Annotated in this window: 19 protein-coding genes and 1 pseudogene; 15 read left to right on the top strand and 5 right to left on the bottom strand. The window is 44.6% G+C overall.

Features of this window, described 5'->3' with window-relative positions; translation table 11 throughout:
* The 3 genes and pseudogenes from MF4640_RS19760 to ampD form a co-directional block, all read right to left on the bottom strand.
* A pseudogene (locus MF4640_RS19760) lies at window positions 1-113 on the bottom strand (transposase); the annotation flags it as partial.
* Window positions 114-171: 58 nt separating this feature from the next.
* Entirely contained in the window at window positions 172-1,728 is a 1,557-nt protein-coding gene (murJ, locus tag MF4640_RS14545) for a murein biosynthesis integral membrane protein MurJ (RefSeq protein WP_171263898.1), read from the bottom strand.
* 77 nt (window positions 1,729-1,805) lie between these two features.
* On the bottom strand, window positions 1,806-2,378 hold the full coding sequence (gene ampD, locus MF4640_RS14540; protein ID WP_078390037.1) for a 1,6-anhydro-N-acetylmuramyl-L-alanine amidase AmpD: 573 nt from the start codon (window positions 2,376-2,378) through the stop codon (window positions 1,806-1,808).
* Window positions 2,379-2,562: 184 nt separating this feature from the next.
* On the opposite strand from ampD, the gene nadC reads away from it, so the two are divergent.
* Window positions 2,563-3,408 (top strand): carboxylating nicotinate-nucleotide diphosphorylase, encoded by an 846-nt coding sequence (gene nadC, locus MF4640_RS14535; RefSeq protein WP_078390036.1) that lies wholly within the window; start codon window positions 2,563-2,565, stop codon window positions 3,406-3,408.
* A gap of 75 nt (window positions 3,409-3,483) precedes the next feature.
* Here nadC and rph read toward each other — a convergent pair whose 3' ends face one another.
* Window positions 3,484-4,200, bottom strand: coding sequence for a ribonuclease PH (gene rph, locus MF4640_RS14530; RefSeq protein ID WP_004684198.1), 717 nt, complete (start codon window positions 4,198-4,200; stop codon window positions 3,484-3,486).
* A 161-nt stretch (window positions 4,201-4,361) separates the two neighbouring features.
* Between rph and MF4640_RS14525 the strand changes: the two genes are divergently transcribed.
* Together MF4640_RS14525 and MF4640_RS14520 are read left to right on the top strand one after the other, a co-directional pair.
* Entirely contained in the window at window positions 4,362-5,039 is a 678-nt protein-coding gene (locus tag MF4640_RS14525; protein ID WP_078390035.1) for a TetR family transcriptional regulator, read from the top strand.
* A 109-nt stretch (window positions 5,040-5,148) separates the two neighbouring features.
* Complete coding sequence (locus MF4640_RS14520; RefSeq protein WP_078390034.1) at window positions 5,149-6,783, top strand: O-antigen ligase family protein; 1,635 nt, start codon at window positions 5,149-5,151, stop codon at window positions 6,781-6,783.
* Between the two features lie 72 nt (window positions 6,784-6,855).
* Here the strand turns inward: MF4640_RS14520 and MF4640_RS14515 are convergent, their stop codons facing one another.
* Window positions 6,856-7,473 carry a thiol:disulfide interchange protein DsbA/DsbL gene (locus MF4640_RS14515; protein ID WP_078390033.1) on the bottom strand — a complete coding sequence of 206 codons (618 nt, stop codon included), beginning with the start codon at window positions 7,471-7,473 and terminating at the stop codon, window positions 6,856-6,858.
* 180 nt (window positions 7,474-7,653) lie between these two features.
* Between MF4640_RS14515 and ubiG the strand changes: the two genes are divergently transcribed.
* The 12 genes from ubiG (at window position 7,654) to ssuC (ending at window position 17,804) form a co-directional block, all read left to right on the top strand.
* Window positions 7,654-8,370, top strand: coding sequence for a bifunctional 2-polyprenyl-6-hydroxyphenol methylase/3-demethylubiquinol 3-O-methyltransferase UbiG (gene ubiG / locus MF4640_RS14510; protein ID WP_078390032.1), 717 nt, complete (start codon window positions 7,654-7,656; stop codon window positions 8,368-8,370).
* Window positions 8,367-9,062, top strand: coding sequence for an HAD family hydrolase (locus MF4640_RS14505; RefSeq protein WP_078390031.1), 696 nt, complete (start codon window positions 8,367-8,369; stop codon window positions 9,060-9,062). The genes ubiG and MF4640_RS14505 overlap by 4 nt, the downstream gene beginning before the upstream one ends.
* Before the next feature lie 36 nt (window positions 9,063-9,098).
* Complete coding sequence (locus MF4640_RS14500; RefSeq protein ID WP_058952455.1) at window positions 9,099-9,845, top strand: YciK family oxidoreductase; 747 nt, start codon at window positions 9,099-9,101, stop codon at window positions 9,843-9,845.
* Window positions 9,846-9,997: 152 nt separating this feature from the next.
* Entirely contained in the window at window positions 9,998-10,417 is a 420-nt protein-coding gene (locus MF4640_RS14495) for a hypothetical protein (protein ID WP_078390039.1), read from the top strand.
* Between the two features lie 150 nt (window positions 10,418-10,567).
* Window positions 10,568-10,723 carry a hypothetical protein gene (locus tag MF4640_RS19490; RefSeq protein WP_171263897.1) on the top strand — a complete coding sequence of 52 codons (156 nt, stop codon included), beginning with the start codon at window positions 10,568-10,570 and terminating at the stop codon, window positions 10,721-10,723.
* Between the two features lie 246 nt (window positions 10,724-10,969).
* Entirely contained in the window at window positions 10,970-11,353 is a 384-nt protein-coding gene (locus MF4640_RS14490) for an RcnB family protein (RefSeq protein ID WP_004983820.1), read from the top strand.
* A gap of 297 nt (window positions 11,354-11,650) precedes the next feature.
* Entirely contained in the window at window positions 11,651-12,007 is a 357-nt protein-coding gene (locus MF4640_RS14485; RefSeq protein ID WP_078390030.1) for an RcnB family protein, read from the top strand.
* Between the two features lie 124 nt (window positions 12,008-12,131).
* Window positions 12,132-13,484 carry an amino-acid N-acetyltransferase gene (argA, locus tag MF4640_RS14480; protein WP_058868595.1) on the top strand — a complete coding sequence of 451 codons (1,353 nt, stop codon included), beginning with the start codon at window positions 12,132-12,134 and terminating at the stop codon, window positions 13,482-13,484.
* Window positions 13,485-13,815: 331 nt separating this feature from the next.
* Window positions 13,816-14,775 carry a sulfonate ABC transporter substrate-binding protein gene (locus MF4640_RS14475; protein WP_078390029.1) on the top strand — a complete coding sequence of 320 codons (960 nt, stop codon included), beginning with the start codon at window positions 13,816-13,818 and terminating at the stop codon, window positions 14,773-14,775.
* Window positions 14,776-14,791: 16 nt separating this feature from the next.
* Window positions 14,792-15,787 (top strand): aliphatic sulfonate ABC transporter substrate-binding protein, encoded by a 996-nt coding sequence (locus tag MF4640_RS14470; RefSeq protein WP_078390028.1) that lies wholly within the window; start codon window positions 14,792-14,794, stop codon window positions 15,785-15,787.
* A 26-nt stretch (window positions 15,788-15,813) separates the two neighbouring features.
* Complete coding sequence (gene ssuD, locus MF4640_RS14465; protein WP_078390027.1) at window positions 15,814-16,989, top strand: FMNH2-dependent alkanesulfonate monooxygenase; 1,176 nt, start codon at window positions 15,814-15,816, stop codon at window positions 16,987-16,989.
* Entirely contained in the window at window positions 16,989-17,804 is an 816-nt protein-coding gene (gene ssuC, locus MF4640_RS14460) for an aliphatic sulfonate ABC transporter permease SsuC (protein WP_078390026.1), read from the top strand. The genes ssuD and ssuC overlap by 1 nt, the downstream gene beginning before the upstream one ends.
* Window positions 17,805-17,812: the final 8 nt, after the last annotated feature.

Below are 17,812 nucleotides of genomic sequence, written 5' to 3'. Positions count from 1 at the left end.
CATTCAACAATGGTATTTTTATTAATTTCAAATTGTGCAGCTACCGCTCGAATAGAATAACCTTCCTCAAGCTTAGCTAAAATTTTACGTCTAAAATGTTCTGAATAACTCATTGCACCATTGTATTGGTTTTATAATGATTTGACTATATAAAAAAAGTACTGCTTTGTTTTAGGCTTCATGTTTGAGATGACGTGGTCTAAAGCCTGTTAGGAGCAAACCAACCGCATAAGCCACAACGCCGACCACGCACAGCCCGATCACTTCGGCAACGCGAATCCACTGTGACACATCACCCTTATACCAAGTCAATGCATACCACAATGCCGCAATCATCATGGCGTTAGCAATACCAAACTGGATAAATAGTTTTTTCCAGTGTGCGCCAAAACGGAAAATATCGCGCTTGTGTAGATAGAAATACAACATCCCCGCATTCACGAGTGCAGAGCCCGAAGAAGCTAAAGCTAAAGCCATATGCTCTGCCTGCCAGTCAATCAGTTTAAAGAAGCCAATAAACACCACGTTTAAAATCGCATTTGCGGCAACGGCCATTAAACCGACACGGACTGGCGTTTTGGTGTCTTGCTGCGCATAAAACCCAGGTGCAAAGACCTTAATCAACATAAATGAAATCACCCCAGCACTCATACATTGCAGCGCCAAAGCCGTCATTTGCGTATCTTCAATGGTGAATTGACCGCGTTGGAACAGGGCCTGAATAATGGGGGTCGATAACATAAACAGCGCGATACTCGCTGGCACCCCCACTAAAACAATGACCTTCGCAGCCCAATCCATCATGCCACGGAACTTCGACATATTTTGCTCTGCATGACGGGTCGACAATGCGGGTAAAATCACCGTACCAATCGCTACCCCAATCAAGCCCAAAGGTAATTCAGTCATACGTTCCGCACTATATAACCAAGACACAGAACCATCTTGCATAAACGAAGCCCAAATGGTGTTCAGGAGTAAGTTGATTTGCGTGACAGAAACACCAAATAGCGCAGGCAGCATCAATTTCATGATGCGATCCACCCCTTCATGTTTAAAATCAACTTTCGGCGGAATCAGTAACTTTTTATGCCACAGTTCAGGAATTTGGATCGCCAGTTGCAATACACCCGCAGCAATCACCGCCCAACCGAGTGCCATGATCGGCTCCGCCATATACGGCGTTAACCACCATGCCCCCGCAATCATCGCAACATTCAGCAATACCGGTGAAAAGGCGGGCGAAGCAAAGGAACCATAACTGTTTAAAATACTGCTGGCAAATGCCGTCAACGACATAAACAATAGGTAAGGAATAGTGAGGCGGAACATTGAAACCGCGAGGTCGAACTTCTCTGGATCGGCATGGAAGCCCGGTGCATAGATGTATAGCACTGCTGGGGCGGCGACCATAGCGAGGAAGGTTAAAGCCGTCATAACCGTCATTAAACAACCAAAGACACGGCTAATCAGAATCTGAACTTCCGCATGGGTACGCCCAGTTTTATATTCGGTCAGTACTGGAATAAACGCCTGTGAGAATGCTCCCTCAGCAAATAGCCGACGGAAGAAGTTCGGGATACGAAAGGCCACCACAAAGGTATCGAAATCTTTCCCCGCACCAAAGACATTTAGTAAGACAATGTCTCGTACCAAACCCAAGACCCGAGAAAGCATGGTCATTGCACTTACAATTACGGTTGACCGCCACAGCGCCATCGTATCCACCTAGTTTTTCATTTGCCGCTATTGTAATGAAACTTCAGCGAATATTTGATTGTTTAATGTTGTTGTAGACTCTCAATTCATTGACTTTTTAACTGCTGCAAACGATTTCGATAGTCTAACCAATCAAAAAATGCGCCTGGATCGGTCTTACGTCCTGGCGCAATATCGGAATGTCCTGCCAAATGCTGCTGAATTTGAGGATAGGCCTGTTGTAAACAGGCCGTCACGTGTACCAATGTTTCATATTGAGCATCTTCAAAAGGCAAGTCATCACTGCCCTCAAGCTCAATACCAATCGAATAATCATTACACTCTTTCTTGGCCAAATAGCTTGAACGTCCTGCATGCCATGCACGGTCGTTAAAATTGACAAATTGTAAGACTTCACCACTTCTTAAAATCAGTAAATGCGCTGAGACTTGCATACCTTGAATGGTTTGAAAATATGGATGTACTGACCAATCCAATTGATTTTGAAAAAATTGTTCAATATAACCGCCACCAAACTGTGAGGGAGGCAAACTGATATTATGGATGACAATCAGTTGAATCTCAGTATCAGCAGGGCGTGCGTTAAAATTAGGCGATGGAATTTGTCTTGCTCTCAGCAGTTGCCCTGCTTGCACTTGAAACGACGGAATGACCTGCATATTTTTATTCCTCAAACCCATTGCGCCCTTTGGGCAATCTTTTTTAATGTCTCTCATGCTAAATCTTTCCCAGTCATTTCTCAAATTGGTCAGCGTTTGATTCTGAAATTTTCACGCCTTTTTCAGGAAAAATGCTAATATATTACGCAATTTTCATGGCTTCTATAAAGATACGGACAATCGGATGAGCATATCGCAGCAACTGCTTGAACAATCTATTCAACTGAATATTCAACAGGCATTACAAGAAGACATCGGTGATGGTGACATTACGGCGCTTTTAATACCTGAAGATGAACAAGCGACTGCGACCATTATTAGCCGTGAAGACATGATTCTTGCAGGTCAACCTTGGGTCAATGCATTAATTGCGGCTTTTGATCCAAGTGTACAAATCACGTGGCTCAAAAACGATGGCGATCTGGTTCGTGCCAATCAAACCATTTTTAAACTGGCGGGTTCAGCACGCAGCTTACTTACGGTTGAACGCCCTGCACTCAACTTTGTACAAACACTATCTGCTGTGGCCAGCAAAACTGCGGAATATGTCAAACAGCTCGATGGCTTAAACACCAAGTTGCTCGACACCCGTAAAACCCTACCGGGTCTGCGTATTGCCCAGAAATATGCTGTCGCAGTCGGCGGTGGTCAAAATCATCGTTTAGGTCTATTCGATGCTTTTTTAATCAAAGAAAATCACATCATGGCAGCAGGCGGCATCGCACAAGCCATTGCCAAAGCCCATCAAATTGCCCCGGGCAAACCTGTCGAGGTCGAAGTCGAAACCTGGACGGAATTAGAGCAAGCATTGGAAGCAAAAGCTGATATCGTGATGTTAGACAACTTTAGTCAGCAACAAATGATTGATGCGGTCAAGCATGTTGCAGGACGGTGTAAATTGGAAGCGTCAGGGAATATCACCATTGCCAACTTGCGTAAAGTCGCAAGCACAGGCGTGGATTATATTTCGATGGGTGTATTGACCAAAGATGTCAAAGCAGTCGACCTTTCTATGCGTTTTAATGCTTAATTTCAATAGTTTGCATTCAAGCGACACACAATAAAAAAACGCACTCTAGAGTGCGTTTTTTTATTTGGTTAAAACTTACCAACCCAGTGCTTGCTGTTGTTTTTTCACCAATTCTTGAATGCCCTTTTCTGCCATTTCTAACATGGCATTGCACTGTACACGGGTAAATGGTTTATCTTCTGCCGTGCCTTGAATTTCAATAAATTCACCAGCTTGGGTCATGACCACGTTTAAATCCGTTTGGCAGTTTGAGTCTTCTTCATAGCACAAGTCTAACAGCACTTCATCTTGGAAAATACCGACTGAAATTGCAGCCACTAAGCCTTTTAATGGATCTTGCTTAATTTTCTTTTTCTCAAGCAATGTGTTCATCGCATCAATGAGGGCCACCGCAGCACCGGTGATCGCAGCAGTACGTGTACCACCATCCGCCTGAATCACATCACAGTCAATGGTAATGGTATTTTCACCGAGTTTTTTTAAATCCACCATGGCACGCAGACTACGGCCAATCAAACGTTGAATTTCTTGAGTACGACCACTTTGCTTACCACGCGCAGCCTCACGGTCACTCCGGGTATGCGTCGAACGTGGCAACATGCCATATTCAGCAGTTACCCAGCCCTGACCCTTGCCTTTTAAAAAGCGTGGTACTGAGTTATCAATACTTGCCGTACAAAGAACTTTGGTATGACCAAACTCAACCAATACCGAACCTTCCGCATAACGTGTGTAGTTACGAGTAATGGTGACATCACGTAATTGATCTAATGTTCGTTGGTCGATACGCATAATACGCCCTTCATCTGACTAAATAGGTTGGCGCATAGTATAGCAGAAGCAGACCCAAAGCATTTGTCTGACTGCATTGCATTTGTAATTGATCGCCTGTTTCCCTACCCATCCATATTCTTTGTTAAACTGAAGCTTAAAAGAGGCTGAGGCAATCATCTATGTCGATTCGAGAAGAACGTAAACAACAAAGCCGCCAAGCTTTGCTGAATGCTGCATTACAACTCAGCACCTCGGGACGTTCCTTTGCTCGCATTAGTCTCCGTGAAGTCACTCGCCAAGTGGGTTTAGTACCGACCGCTTTTTATCGCCACTTTAATGATTTGGATGAGTTAGGACTTGAACTGGTCGACCAAGCGGCGCTTCACATCAAAAGTATGTTGACGCAATTAGGACAAAGCTATGTTTATGGGCCACATGCCACGATTGAGCATAGTCTAGACTTATTTTTTCATGCTGTAGAGCAACATCCTGAACAGTGGATTTTCTTGATTGGAGAACGTTGGGGTGGTTCTGCCTTGATCCGTGCAGCCATTGAGCGAGAAATTGCCTTTTTAATCGATGACTTCGCCCATGAATTAACCCGTATTGAAAGCATGCAACATATTCATGACAGCGAAGACCTCAAAGTATTGGCCAATATTTTAATGGATGCATCCTTTAACTGGGCCATGCGCTGGATTGGTTTGAGTCGAGATGTGGCTCCCGAGAAACTACGACAGCAGCAGACTGCATTTAAACTGCAAACCATCGTGCAGATTCAACTCATGTTCCGCGGAATCTCCAATTGGCAACGACCATCTGCTCAAACCAAACAAGCCAATCCGACCTTACATTAAGCCGCTCGCAGACGTAATTTTTGCTGTATTACAAAATTTTTAATGCGCTTTGCTCAAACTTGGATGCTTTTTCACTATCATAGAGCCAGTTTTTTCATCTGTAGCTCCTATGCGTTTTTTTCTTTTTTTAGCAGCGAGTGTCTGTATTGCCTTGGCATGGCTATTGCCCATTCATTATCGACCTTGGGTCACCTATACAGGTGAATTGTTTGCATTTTTATCTTTATTTGCACTCTCTGCCTTATTTTTAAAAGAAAAACTCTTGCTCCCGGAAGTGAGTCTGCCGCTATTGCTGTTGAGTCTGGTGCCCTTCATTCAGTATGGTTTTGGCGAGCTGTTCTTTTTCAGCAAAGCGCTGATGTGTGGCTTATATATCTTTGCATTCTGGCTGAGTATGGTTTTAGGTTTTAACCTGAGCCAAAAACCCTTAGAACGTGAACAATTATTTAGTGGTCTGTGTAGTGTATTTTGGTCAGTCGGTCTGGTAACAGCGTTCATCGCCACTTGCCAATGGCTCAATATTGAACAGTACATTCCCGGCATGACTGCCTTAAAAGGCGATCGCCCTTATGCCAACTTTGCTCAGCCGAACAATATGGCGAGCTTTCTGATACTGTCCTTACTCGGCACACTGTACCTATTTGAAAAGAAAAAATTCAACTCGATTCTGCTGTGCGTCAGTGCTGCATTGATGCTATATGCAGTGGCACTGAGTCAGTCACGCACATCATGGGTCGCAAGTATCTGTGTACTTCTGTATTTGCTCTATCAACAGTACAAAGATGTGGTTCAACTGAAGTGGTATAGTGCCCTCGCATGGTTTGCGTTGTTCATTGCATTTACTGCGTTTATTCCACAGCTCAATCACCTGTTGGCTCAGCTGTCTAATGTCGAAGTGACCCAAACCCGTGATGCAGTTGCGCGAGCAACGGGCGATATGTCACGTCTTGCCATTTGGCAACAGATGCTCCATGCCATTGCTGAACGACCTTGGTTTGGTTATGGTTGGCATCAAACCAGTGTGGCTTACACCCTAATCAGTGATCAGTTCCAAGGCCCCGTTTGGGTGAAAAGTGCGCACAACTTCATTCTCGACTTTATTGTGTGGAATGGATTAGTGATTGCGATTCCATTTTTTGCCTATCTCAGCTATTGGGGCTATCAACTGCAAAAGCATGCGACATCGCTCGAATCTGTGATTGGCCTCCTGATGGTCGGCGCTTTACTGATTCACGGAATGCTCGAATTTCCGTTGTTCTACGCTTATTTCTTGCTACCACTCGGATTGATTCTAGGCATTATTCAATCTCAGCAAAAAGTGAAAACGTGGACTTTACCGAGCTTTGCCATGCCGATCACATTTACTGTCTGTGTGGTCTTAGTCGCACTGATTATTCGTGACTATGAGTTGATGGTACCAAAGCTGAATCAAGCTTCTCGTTATGAACACACCCCTGAAAAGTTCACCAATCAAGATCACATTTTACTGCTGTCGGAGTTTAACCGCCGCATTGCATGGATTCAGTTAAATCCATACAGCAAAGTCAGCCCTGAGCAAATTCGTGACTATGAGGAAATGGTACTGAACTACCCGATCCCCTATGATTTGACCAAATTTGCCAAACTCTTGGCCTTTAACGGCTATGAAGCCGAAGCCCGTCATCAACTTTGGCGCTTAAAAACCTTAAGAAAAATTGAGCTGCGTTATGAGGATTTATTGCAGCCTGCATCAGCCGCGCAATAAACGTTTTTAACCCATAAAAAAGCCTGCTGACGCAGGCTTTTTAACTTAATAAGGACTTAAAACAGATTCAGCTTATTTGGCAGCACGTTCTTTTTCAATCAAGTAATCCACGACTTGAGTCACTTTAGCATCTTCGCCTTGCACAATATATTTACCATTCACCGTTACCGCAGGAACACCACTGAGTTGATAACGCTTGGCTAAGTCTTGTGCTTGTGCAATTTTTGAAGTGATCGCAAATGATTTATAAGTGCTGTTAAATTTCGCTTCTGGAATACCAAACTGAGTATAGAACTTGGCTAAAGCAGGTTGCTCTAGAATTGGTTGATTTTGATCATGAATGGCATGGAATAACGTCAAGTGGGTCTTTTTACGTACACCTAAGGCCTCAGAGACATAATAAGCTCGCGCCGCTTGCTCCCACACTGGATTCATGGCTGCTGGCGTACGCACAAAACGCACATCTTTCGGTAGTTTTTTCAACCAAGTCTGCATATGCGGTTCAAGTTTAAAACAGTGACCACAGCCATACCAAAAGAATTCGCGGACTTCAATTTTTCCTGGCACTTCTACCTGTACAGGTGTTGGTACGACCATATAGTCCTGACCTGCCACGAAATTTGCAGCCAATGCGCTGCCAGAAATAGCGAAAACAGCGGTTGCTAAGCCACTCAAAAGGAGTTTTTTCATTGAACTTATTGTCCTCAAAATCATTATGATAAGTTTATGCAAATACTATAAATCAAATATGCCAAATTCGTTTTCATTCTGTGAACTTTTTTCAGGCTTTTATCGCTTTTTCTAGAATAAACGCTACACTAAGCCCTATTGAACGTTTTAAATATCATGACTTAAATTGAGGTGCCGACGATGTCGCAACTGAATGTTGATCCACAAGAAATTGCCAAATTTGAAGCATTTGCTGCCATATGGTGGGATCAGCACTCGGAGTTCCGCCCTTTACATATGATCAACCCACTGCGCTTAAACTGGATTGATGAACATGCAGGTGGACTCAGTGGGAAAAAAGTCCTTGATGTCGGCTGTGGTGGCGGAATTTTAGCTGAAAGTATGGCACGTCGTGGTGCAGATGTGCTCGGCATTGATATGGGCGAAGCCCCCCTAAATGTGGCACGTTTACATGCAGAACAAGAAGGTGTTGAGCATATCGAATATCGCCAAATTCCAGTTGAGCAGCTCGCAGAAGAACAAGCAGGACAATACGATGTCGTGACCTGTATGGAAATGTTGGAACACGTACCCAATCCAGCCTCAATCATTGAAGCCTGCCATAAACTGGTTAAACCAGGCGGTCATGTATTCTTCTCCACCATTAACCGTAATCCCAAAGCCTACCTGTTTGCCATTATTGGTGCTGAATATCTACTGCGTATGTTAGCCAAAGGCACCCACGATTATCAAAAATTCATTAAGCCCTCAGAACTGGCACATGATATTCGCGGCGCAGGACTCAAACTAAAAGACATGACGGGTTTACATTACAATCCCTTGACCAAACGCTATTGGTTAGCGCCGAATGTCGATGTCAATTACATGGTTTATACCGTCAAAGAAGGTGCTGCATGAAAGCCGTCTTATTCGACCTTGACGGCACCCTAATCGACACGGCTGCCGACTTTATTCGCATTATTCAAGACATGTGCCGTGAAAAAGGCGTCGCTGTGGTCGATGCAGACCTGATCCGTAGCCAAGTCTCCGAAGGTGCACGGGCCATGGTGAAATTGGTTTATCCAGAACTTGCGGTCGAAGACCCGATTTTTCTGGCACATCGTCAGCGTTTTTTAGATACCTACGGTGCCGATATCGCAGTAGATACTGACCTGTTTTCGGGCATGTATCCGCTTATTGAAAAACTTGAAAACCAAGAGGTTCCTTGGGGCATTGTCACCAATAAACCGCGTTGGCTCAGTGAAGCATTATTAGACGCGCTGAATTTGACAGAGCGCTGTGCGGTTTTGGTTTGCCCAGAGGATGTCTCACAGACCAAGCCTGATCCTGAACCGATGTATTTGGCTGCCAAGCACATCGCGATTGCGCCTCAAGACTGTATCTATGTCGGCGATCATCCACGTGACATCGATGCGGGTCGTAACGCACAAATGTATACCATTTTGGCGGCTTATGGTTATTTACCATTCGCGCACAAAGATGACTTAACAGCGTGGCAAGCAGATTGTATAGTGAAGACTGTGGCTGAATTGGACGATGTTATTCAGTCTCTTATGAGTCAAACTACACCATCCAACTCACTGACTTGATCACAATTAAAAAATCAAAATAACGAGGAGGTAATGATGAAATATTCAGAATATCAACCTCGCCCCGATCTGCTCAAAGATCGCATCATCTTAATTACAGGTGCGGGCGATGGTATTGGTCGTGCTGCTGCATTAAGTTATGCCCTACACGGCGCAACTGTAGTGCTGCATGGGCGTACCTTAAATAAGCTCGAAGTCATTTATGATGAAATTGAAGGCTTAGGTGCGCCGCAACCTGCAATTTTACCCTTGCAGCTGTCGAGCGCCTCTCCTCGTGATTATGAATTACTGGTCGACACCTTAGAGCGTCAGTTTGGGCGCCTAGATGGCATTTTGCATAATGCGGGCATTTTAGGTGAGCGCACCGAACTGGAAAATTATCCTGTCGATGTCTGGGATGATGTGATGGCCGTCAACTTGCGTGCGCCATTCGTTATGACTCAAGAGTTAATGCCACTCCTGAAAAAATCTGAGCATGCCTCCGTGGTTTTTGCCAGCTCAGGTGTCGGACGTGAAACGCGTGAACGTTGGGGCGCATATTCGGTGTCTAAGATCGCGATTGAAGCGGTCAGCCAACTGTTTGCCAAAGAAAATACCTCACCGAATATCCGCTTTAACTGTATCAATCCGGGGGCGACCCGCACTGCAATGCGTGCAAAAGCCTATCCCGATGAAGATCCAAAAAGATTGCCAACGCCTGAAAATATCATGCCTGCCTATCTGTACTTGATGGGCGATGACAGTTTGCATATGAATGGTCAAAGTATTGATGCACAGGACTAAAATGTGTCACTCAAGAGGAAGCTTCGGCTTCCTTTTTTTATGTATCAAACTGAAGCTTAGTCATCTGCAACATGATCTCAAGTTCTGAAAAGGTTGTCTTTTTTCAATTTTTGCGGATACTGATGCCCAACTCCATTTTTGAAGCATATGCCATGACAGACTTGAGCAACATCACTGTACAACCCACTGAAGATGGTATGGTTAGCCTGTTGATTGACCAACAGCCGATTTCAGAAAAATATGGGATGAAGTTTGAAGCCAGTGTTGTGGAGGAACTTCAAGCATTGGAAAATGGCGCCACACTGAAACTTTTCGACCAGTTTGTTTTTGCCCATACCGACTTGAACTTTGAACATAGCTATCACTACGTGACGGTCATTGCCAAGGATGATGAACAATACAAAGCCAAGAAAAGCTTTGTTTATCGCATTAAAATTGAGGGTCAGCCCGATATTGAGCATGCCATCAGCAAAAATGGTGAACCGATGACTGCAGCCGATGTACGTGAATTTATTCAAGCGCATGTGCAGAAGTCATTGAGTGATTATACCGACCTCAACTACGCCTATTAAGCCGAATCAGCCAAGTTGAAAACTCAGCTTGGCTAGCTCGATATTTTAAATCGTATTTTTAAATTATTTTAATAAAAATATTCGGTTTTTCAGATTAAAATTTCCGATTTATCATCCTAATTCATCAAAAATTGAAAATAAGGATGCAGCATGGCTGATTTACAACGTAAACATGACACCATTCGTGATATCCATCATTTACAACTCCACGAAAGCCTGATTGGTGCTTTAGAGGATGTCAGCCAAGCTGAAGCAGTGGTTCATTCAATCCGTTCATTACAACATCTGGCGCAGCAGTGGAATTAAAGAATGCGTTATGCATTCTTTGACAAAGGGGGATCTGAGCCCTCAAAATGAGTCAAAAATCAGAAGATACAGACTGTTTGCTTTGGACTTTGGCGCAATTGATGATTTAATTCAGGCTTAGAATTGGGCATAATCTTCTTAATATCTCTGCATTTGTTAATAAATACCCAATTCATCTTCACAGTTTCTCTGCATTTTTTTCGTACATTATAGGAAAGAATGAAATTACCTTAATGAGGATTCAACATGAAAAAGATTTTGACAGTATTGGCAATCTCTTTCAGTGCTTTGATGGCAAGCAGTCTCAGTACTGCTGCCCCTCAGTTTGACCACGATCATCCACGCTATGGCAATGAGCCACGCGGGCGTGACTTTCGCGATTCAGATGATGACGATCAGCAAGATCGTCGACGGATGCGCGAAGAGCGCGGTGTCAAACGTTTACAACAGCATAAATGGCAACAAGGTTATGTCATGCCACAGCATTACCGTGGTAACGGCTATAAAGTCGAATATAAAGACCATAATCTTCCAAAGCCAAACCGAAATCAGCAGTGGTACAAAATCAACAATGACTACATCTTAGTCGATGCAGACAGCAACAATATTCTGCGGATTATGGGGCTTTAATCTGCGCTTCATTTTGTACAACTCAGCGAAATTATTGAAACCTGAATCAACACCCTTTCACCCGCTTTAGCACGACTGCATACTCCTCTTAAGAGACCACAGTCAGGCACAGCATGGAAGGCCTTGTTTCAGGTTTTTTTATGTGCCAAAGCTTTTGTTTGCAAGCATTTCAGAAAAACAACCATCTCCTCAGTCTCTTCATACATTTCACAATTCACCTAAATAGCCCTCACGCTTTCTCTAGAGTTATTCGCTAATTTTGAATAATCGAAACAAGACTAATACTGGACGAAAGCAATGAAAAAAATTCTGACTGCAATCACGCTCTCTTTAGGCGCACTCATGGCCACATCTGCAATGGCAACACCACAGTACTATGACCGCTCGCATGATCATGACTCCGGTTGGGATCATCGCGATGACCGTCGTTGGGACAATGACAACCGCTACCAAAAAAAACGTGTTAACCCAAGCCGTGACTGGCGCTCAGGTCAAACTTTGCCACGCGGCTATGACTCATCGCGTTACCATGTCAGTGACCGCGAAGCACGTCGCCTACCTAACACTGGACGCTACCAACAATGGTATAAGGTCAATGGTGACTATGTTTTAGTCAATGAACGTAATCACCGTATCCTGCGTATTATCGGTTAATTCTGACTTGTGTCGCAAAACCGATAGAACACCTGAACGTTGCTTCAGGTGTTTTTCTATTTAAGACTTCCTCTTCTGCATTTTTTGATTAAAATCATGCTAAGCAGTTCATTTTGAGACAGGCATGCAAACGAATTCCATCGAAACACATCACAGTACAACTTTGCAGTATGTGCATTGGTTTCGACATTCTGCGCCTTATATCAATGCTCATCGTAATAAAACCTTTGTGATTATGTTCGATGGTGAAGCCGTTCAGCATGATAACTTTCAACATATTATTCACGACATTGCCCTGCTGCATTCACTCGGGATTCGCCTGATCTTGGTGCATGGTGCACGTCCGCAAATCAACCACAACTTAAAACAAAGCCAACTACAAACGCCATTTCATCAGTATCGTCGCGTCACCACCCGAGAATCTTTGGGCTGTGTGATGAATGCGGTAGGCTCGATTCGTTTGCAAATTGAAGCCTTACTGTCGATGGGACTGGCCAATTCACCAATGTATGGCGCACGCATTGATGTGGTTTCAGGGAATTTTGTCACAGCCAAGCCCTATGGCATTCGCGATGGGGTCGATTTTCAGTTAACCGGCGAAGTCCGTACGGTCGATACCGACGCCATTCAACGCCATTTGGATAATCACAATATTGTGCTGCTCGGGCCAACTGGCTATTCCACCACAGGCGAAGTGTTCAACCTACTGGCAGAAGAAGTAGCGACCCGCACGGCGATTCATCTTAAAGCGGACAAATTGATTTTCTTGGGCAAACAACATGGTCTGCTCAATGAACATGGTCAGTTGCAACGCGAAATTTCGCCCCACAAGCTCGATGCACAAATTGAAAAATATCAAGATTCGAATCCAGACATTGCGGTACATTTACGCGGTGCCAAAAAGGCCTCGACGCATGGCGTCCATCGCGTCCATCTGATTTCCTATGCTTATGATGGTGCCTTGGTTGAGGAGCTCTTCACGCGTGATGGTTCGGGCACCATGATTACCGATGCCCACTATGAAGAAGTCCGTATGGCCAACATTCAAGATGTTGGCGGGCTGATTAACCTACTACGCCCACTTGAAGAAGAAGGCATTTTGGTTTATCGCTCACGTGAACGTCTCGAAAACGAAATTGGCCAATTTGCGGTGATTGAACGTGATGGCATGATCTTGGCCTGCGCCGCACTCTACCCACTGCCAGCAGCAGAGGGTGAAATCCGCAGCGCTGAAATTGCCTGTGTCGCAGTCGACCCGAGCTATCGCAAATCAAATCGCGGCAGCCAAATTTTGCATTATCTCGAAGGTAAAGCCCGCAGTATGGGCATTCAACAGTTGTTTGTACTGACCACACGTACTGCACATTGGTTCTTAGAACATGGCTTTGAAACGGCTAATGTCGATGAACTTCCCAATGCACGCCAAGCCTTATACAACTATCAGCGTAACTCGCTTGTCTTTAAAAAGCCACTTTAAGTGGCTTTTGCAGGATTATGGATATCTTTATTTCTCATATCTTTATCTAGAAAACACCGCAAAAATCGCTCAAATCTATATTGCGTGAAACGCTAAGCTTATTCCAAAAATAAAAATACCTTTTAAACAATAAATATCAATCAGTTAAACTCGATAATTTTTATATTCTATGTTTCTTATATTGCTGTTTTTTACATAAGTTTTGCACTTTTGTTTTTATCTTTTTTTTTCATGTCTAAAGCCCGATTTCTTATTTTTTCTGAAAAGAAATGCCCATTAGCGTATGTGTTCACCAACTCACTCACCTTATTTATTTGGAGTTATGAAACACATGAGCACTTCTCGAGCACAGTTCTGGATCAAAACAAGCGTTCTTTCTGCAGCAGTCGTGGGTGCCATGATGTTATCTGGATGTGGGAAAAAAGAAGCTGAAACCGTCACACTCAATATTGGCTTTCAAAAATATGGCATTTTGCCCATCGTCAAAGAGCGTGGAGCTTTAGAAACGGCGCTTAAAGCACAAAATGTCCAAGTCAAATGGGTCGAGTTTCCTGCTGGTCCACAGCTCCTCGAAGGCTTAAATGTCGGCAGTGTGGTCTTTGGTGAAGCAGGGGAAGCGCCTCCGATTTTCGCACAAGCTGCAAATTCGAACTTGGTTTACATTGCCAACCAACCTGCTGCACCTAAAGCAGAAGCACTGATCGTACAAAAAGACTCAAAGATTCAAAGCATTCAAGATTTAAAAGGCAAGCGAATTGCACTCAACAAAGGTTCAAATGTGCATTACCTGCTACTCAAAGTGTTAGAAGCGAATAACCTGAAACTTTCTGATATTGAAGCGGTGTATCTTCCACCATCGGATGCACGTGCCGCATTTGAACGTGGTGCAGTCGACGCTTGGGTCATTTGGGATCCCTTCTTTGCTGCCGCTGAACACCAAATCTCAGCACGTGTGATTGCTACGGGAGAAAACTTAGTCAGTAACCATCAGTTCTATTTGGCCGATCGTAAATTTGCCGAAACCCATCCAGAAGTTTTAAAAACAGTCGTAAATGAACTCAACACCACCACACAGTGGGTCGAACAAAATCAACAACAAGCAGCCCAATTGTTAGAAAAACCGACAGGCTTGTCTTTAGACATTTTACAAACTTCGATTGGTCGTATGGGCTTTGGCGTTCAACCCATTTCAGCCGAAGTCGCAAAAAAACAGCAGTACGTTGCAGATGCTTTCTATCAACAAAAACTCATTCCGAACAAGCTGAATATTGACGCTGCCATTATTAAATAAAAATATAGAGATCATCATGAAAACACTTAAAACAGTTTCCAGTATTGGCATCGTCACCTTGAGTCTTGGACTCGGGGCATGCCAAAAGCAAGACACAGCAGCAACAAATACTTCTGAAAAGCAGGCAGCAGATCCGGTTAAAACCCTGTCGATTGGCTATCAAAAGTCGTCTTTGAACCTGTTGGTCGCACGTGAGCAAAAATTATTTGAGCAGCAATTTCCTCAAGCCAAAATTGAATGGAAAGAGTTCCCCGCTGGCCCACAAATGTTAGAAGCCTTGGCCGTTGGTGCAGTTGATTTTGGCTCTGTGGGCAATACCCCACCGATCTTTGCTCAAGCTGCTGACAAAGAGCTAAGCTATGTCGGCTATGAGCAAGTTCCAGCCAATGCTCAAGCGCTGTTGATTGCTAAAAATAGCACCATTGATTCAATTCAAGACCTAAAAGGCAAGCGGATTGCGGTACAACGCGGCTCAAGCGCACACGAGTTACTGGCGAAAGTCTTACAAAAAGCAGGGCTCAGTTGGCAAGATATTCAACCGATTTGGCTGCCGCCTGCGGATGCACGTGCCGCGTTTGATAAACAATCCATCGATGCATGGGCCATTTGGGAACCCTACCTCAGTGCAGCAGAACAGGATGCACATGCCAAAGTCTTGATTGATGGCACGGAATTTCCACAAACCTATTCTTTTTATATTGGCAACCCCAAGTTCATTCAGACCTATCCTGAGGCCACCGCTCAGTTCATTCACGGGCTGAATCAGGCCGATCAATGGGTGCTAAAAAACCAATCGCAAGCACTTTCGGTCTATACCCAAAGTACGGGTTTACAGCCCTCTATTGCCCAAAGGGTCATCGACAAACGTCTGAAACCTTCACCAATTCAAACCCTGACGCCTGAAGTGGTACAAGCACAACAACAAATTGCGGACTTGTTCCAAAAGGTGCAGCTCATTCCGAAACACATTCAAGTTCAAAGTGCCGTTTGGGTTGCACCGAGCAAACCTTAAACGACTCTATCTAAGGATTTTTTAAAATGAAAATTTTCTGGTTTATACCAACTCACGGTGACAGTCGCTACTTAGGTACCAGCAAAGGTGCTCGTCAAGTGGACCATGCTTATATGAAGCAAATTGCGGTTGCTGTGGATCATTTGGGTTATGAAGGCGTACTGATTCCAACGGGTCGTTCATGTGAAGATCCATGGTTGACCGCAGCCAGTCTGATTGATGCCACAAAAAAATTAAAATTCTTGGTTGCATTACGTCCAGGCGTGACCACTCCGGCACTGGCTGCACGGATGGCAGCCACCTTTGACCGTCTCTCCAATGGTCGGGTTTTATTGAACTTGGTGACAGGTGGTGATGAAAAAGAACTGCAAGGCGATGGCGTTTATGAAGACCACTCGACTCGCTATAAAACTGCCAATGAATACGTCAAAATTTGGCGTGAGATTTTAACCCGCTCCCATGCAGGTGAAAGCTTTACCTTTCACGGCGAACGTCTAAAGGTAGATGATGCCAAACTACTATATCCACCTGTGCAACAACCCTACCCTCCACTTTGGTTTGGCGGCTCATCGGATGATGCCATCGAATTAGCGACTGATCAGGTCGATACTTATCTCACATGGGGCGAACCCCCTGCTGCTGTTAAAGACAAAATTGACACTGTCCGTGCCAAAGCCGAAGCCAAAGGCCGTACGCTCAACTATGGCATACGTCTGCATGTGATTGTGCGTGAAACCAATGAACAAGCATGGCAAGCGGCGGAAGAGCTCATTCAATATGTCGATGATGCCACCATTGCTGCGGCACAGGCTAAATTTAAGAGCATGGACTCGGTCGGTCAACGTCGCATGGCTGAACTGCATAATGGTGACCGTAGCAAACTGGAAGTGTCCCCAAACCTTTGGGCTGGCGTAGGTCTGGTTCGTGGGGGTGCAGGTACGGCATTGGTCGGTGACCCTGAAACGGTTGCAGCCCGTATTCAAGAATATGCCGACTTGGGCATCAGCACCTTTATTTTCTCAGGCTATCCACATCTTGAAGAGTCGATTCGTTTTGCCGAGTTGGTGTTTCCACTCCTGCCGCTTGAAACTCAAGCAAAGTTAGCACAACCAAATTTAACAGGCCCCTTTGGTGAGATTGTGGCAAACAACTACACACCCGATGAAAACAAAAAAGCAAAAGTGATTCAGGAGCCTGCCTAATGTCCAAGATCGTTTCAGTGCAAACCCTCCAGCAGGAAAAGGTTTCACGTGGAACTCAGTTAGGGCAACTATTGCTGCCTTGGCTCTTTCCTATCGGCTTGATTGTGCTTTGGCAAATTTCCTCCAGCACAGGACTTTTAGAAAGTCGGATTTTACCTGCACCAACGGCGGTGGTTACTGCTTTCTGGCACCTACTACTGAGTGGAGAGCTTTGGAAGCATGTGCAAGTCAGTGCAGGCCGTGCCTTACTCGGCCTATTGGTAGGTGGGGGATTAGGGCTATTTCTGGGTTTGTTAAATGGTTCATCGAAAACGGCGTCAACCCTGCTCGACACCACCCTACAGATGATCCGAAACATTCCCGCACTGGCACTTATTCCGTTGGTGATCTTATGGTTCGGGATTGATGAAACCGCCAAGCTGTTCTTGGTTGCAGTTGGGGTCTTTTTCCCCATTTACATCAACACCTATCACGGCATACGTTCGGTCGATCCACAACTGATTGAAATGGGGAAAAGCTATGGTTTGACCCGTTGGCAACTGTATAAAGAAATTATTTTACCGGGTGCGATGCCGTCTATTTTAGTCGGACTACGCTTTTCACTGGGTTTGGTATGGGTCCTGCTGATCGTTGCCGAAACCATTTCAGCCCAAGCCGGCATCGGTTATATGACTATGAATGCACGTGAATTTTTACAGACTGACATCGTTTTGGTGGGGATTTTACTGTATGCCCTACTTGGAAAATTGGCTGATGTACTGGCCGTCACATTAGAAAAATACCTGCTGCGCTGGCATGCAGGATACCAAAAATAAGGAGTTTG

The sequence above is a fragment of the Acinetobacter sp. MF4640 genome (assembly GCF_002018895.1).
Taxonomy (GTDB): domain Bacteria; phylum Pseudomonadota; class Gammaproteobacteria; order Pseudomonadales; family Moraxellaceae; genus Acinetobacter; species Acinetobacter johnsonii.
This window is presented reverse-complemented; position numbering and strand designations above follow the sequence as displayed.

Bases quoted from the DNA above. Each gene is read 5' to 3' on its own strand.
- MF4640_RS14525 (WP_078390035.1), top strand. From the start codon at position 4,362: ATGTCGATTCGAGAAGAACGTAAACAACAAAGCCGCCAAGCTTTGCTG.
- nadC (WP_078390036.1), top strand. From the start codon at position 2,563: ATGAGCATATCGCAGCAACTGCTTGAACAATCTATTCAACTGAATATT.
- MF4640_RS14495 (WP_078390039.1), top strand. From the start codon at position 9,998: ATGACAGACTTGAGCAACATCACTGTACAACCCACTGAAGATGGTATG.
- MF4640_RS14490 (WP_004983820.1), top strand. From the start codon at position 10,970: ATGAAAAAGATTTTGACAGTATTGGCAATCTCTTTCAGTGCTTTGATG.
- ssuC (WP_078390026.1), top strand. From the start codon at position 16,989: ATGTCCAAGATCGTTTCAGTGCAAACCCTCCAGCAGGAAAAGGTTTCA.
- ubiG (WP_078390032.1), top strand. From the start codon at position 7,654: ATGTCGCAACTGAATGTTGATCCACAAGAAATTGCCAAATTTGAAGCA.
- MF4640_RS14485 (WP_078390030.1), top strand. From the start codon at position 11,651: ATGAAAAAAATTCTGACTGCAATCACGCTCTCTTTAGGCGCACTCATG.
- ampD (WP_078390037.1), bottom strand. From the start codon at position 2,378: ATGCAGGTCATTCCGTCGTTTCAAGTGCAAGCAGGGCAACTGCTGAGA.
- MF4640_RS14505 (WP_078390031.1), top strand. From the start codon at position 8,367: ATGAAAGCCGTCTTATTCGACCTTGACGGCACCCTAATCGACACGGCT.
- rph (WP_004684198.1), bottom strand. From the start codon at position 4,200: ATGCGTATCGACCAACGAACATTAGATCAATTACGTGATGTCACCATT.
- ssuD (WP_078390027.1), top strand. From the start codon at position 15,814: ATGAAAATTTTCTGGTTTATACCAACTCACGGTGACAGTCGCTACTTA.
- argA (WP_058868595.1), top strand. From the start codon at position 12,132: ATGCAAACGAATTCCATCGAAACACATCACAGTACAACTTTGCAGTAT.
- MF4640_RS19490 (WP_171263897.1), top strand. From the start codon at position 10,568: ATGGCTGATTTACAACGTAAACATGACACCATTCGTGATATCCATCAT.
- MF4640_RS14475 (WP_078390029.1), top strand. From the start codon at position 13,816: ATGAGCACTTCTCGAGCACAGTTCTGGATCAAAACAAGCGTTCTTTCT.
- MF4640_RS14470 (WP_078390028.1), top strand. From the start codon at position 14,792: ATGAAAACACTTAAAACAGTTTCCAGTATTGGCATCGTCACCTTGAGT.
- MF4640_RS14520 (WP_078390034.1), top strand. From the start codon at position 5,149: ATGCGTTTTTTTCTTTTTTTAGCAGCGAGTGTCTGTATTGCCTTGGCA.
- MF4640_RS14500 (WP_058952455.1), top strand. From the start codon at position 9,099: ATGAAATATTCAGAATATCAACCTCGCCCCGATCTGCTCAAAGATCGC.
- MF4640_RS14515 (WP_078390033.1), bottom strand. From the start codon at position 7,473: ATGAAAAAACTCCTTTTGAGTGGCTTAGCAACCGCTGTTTTCGCTATT.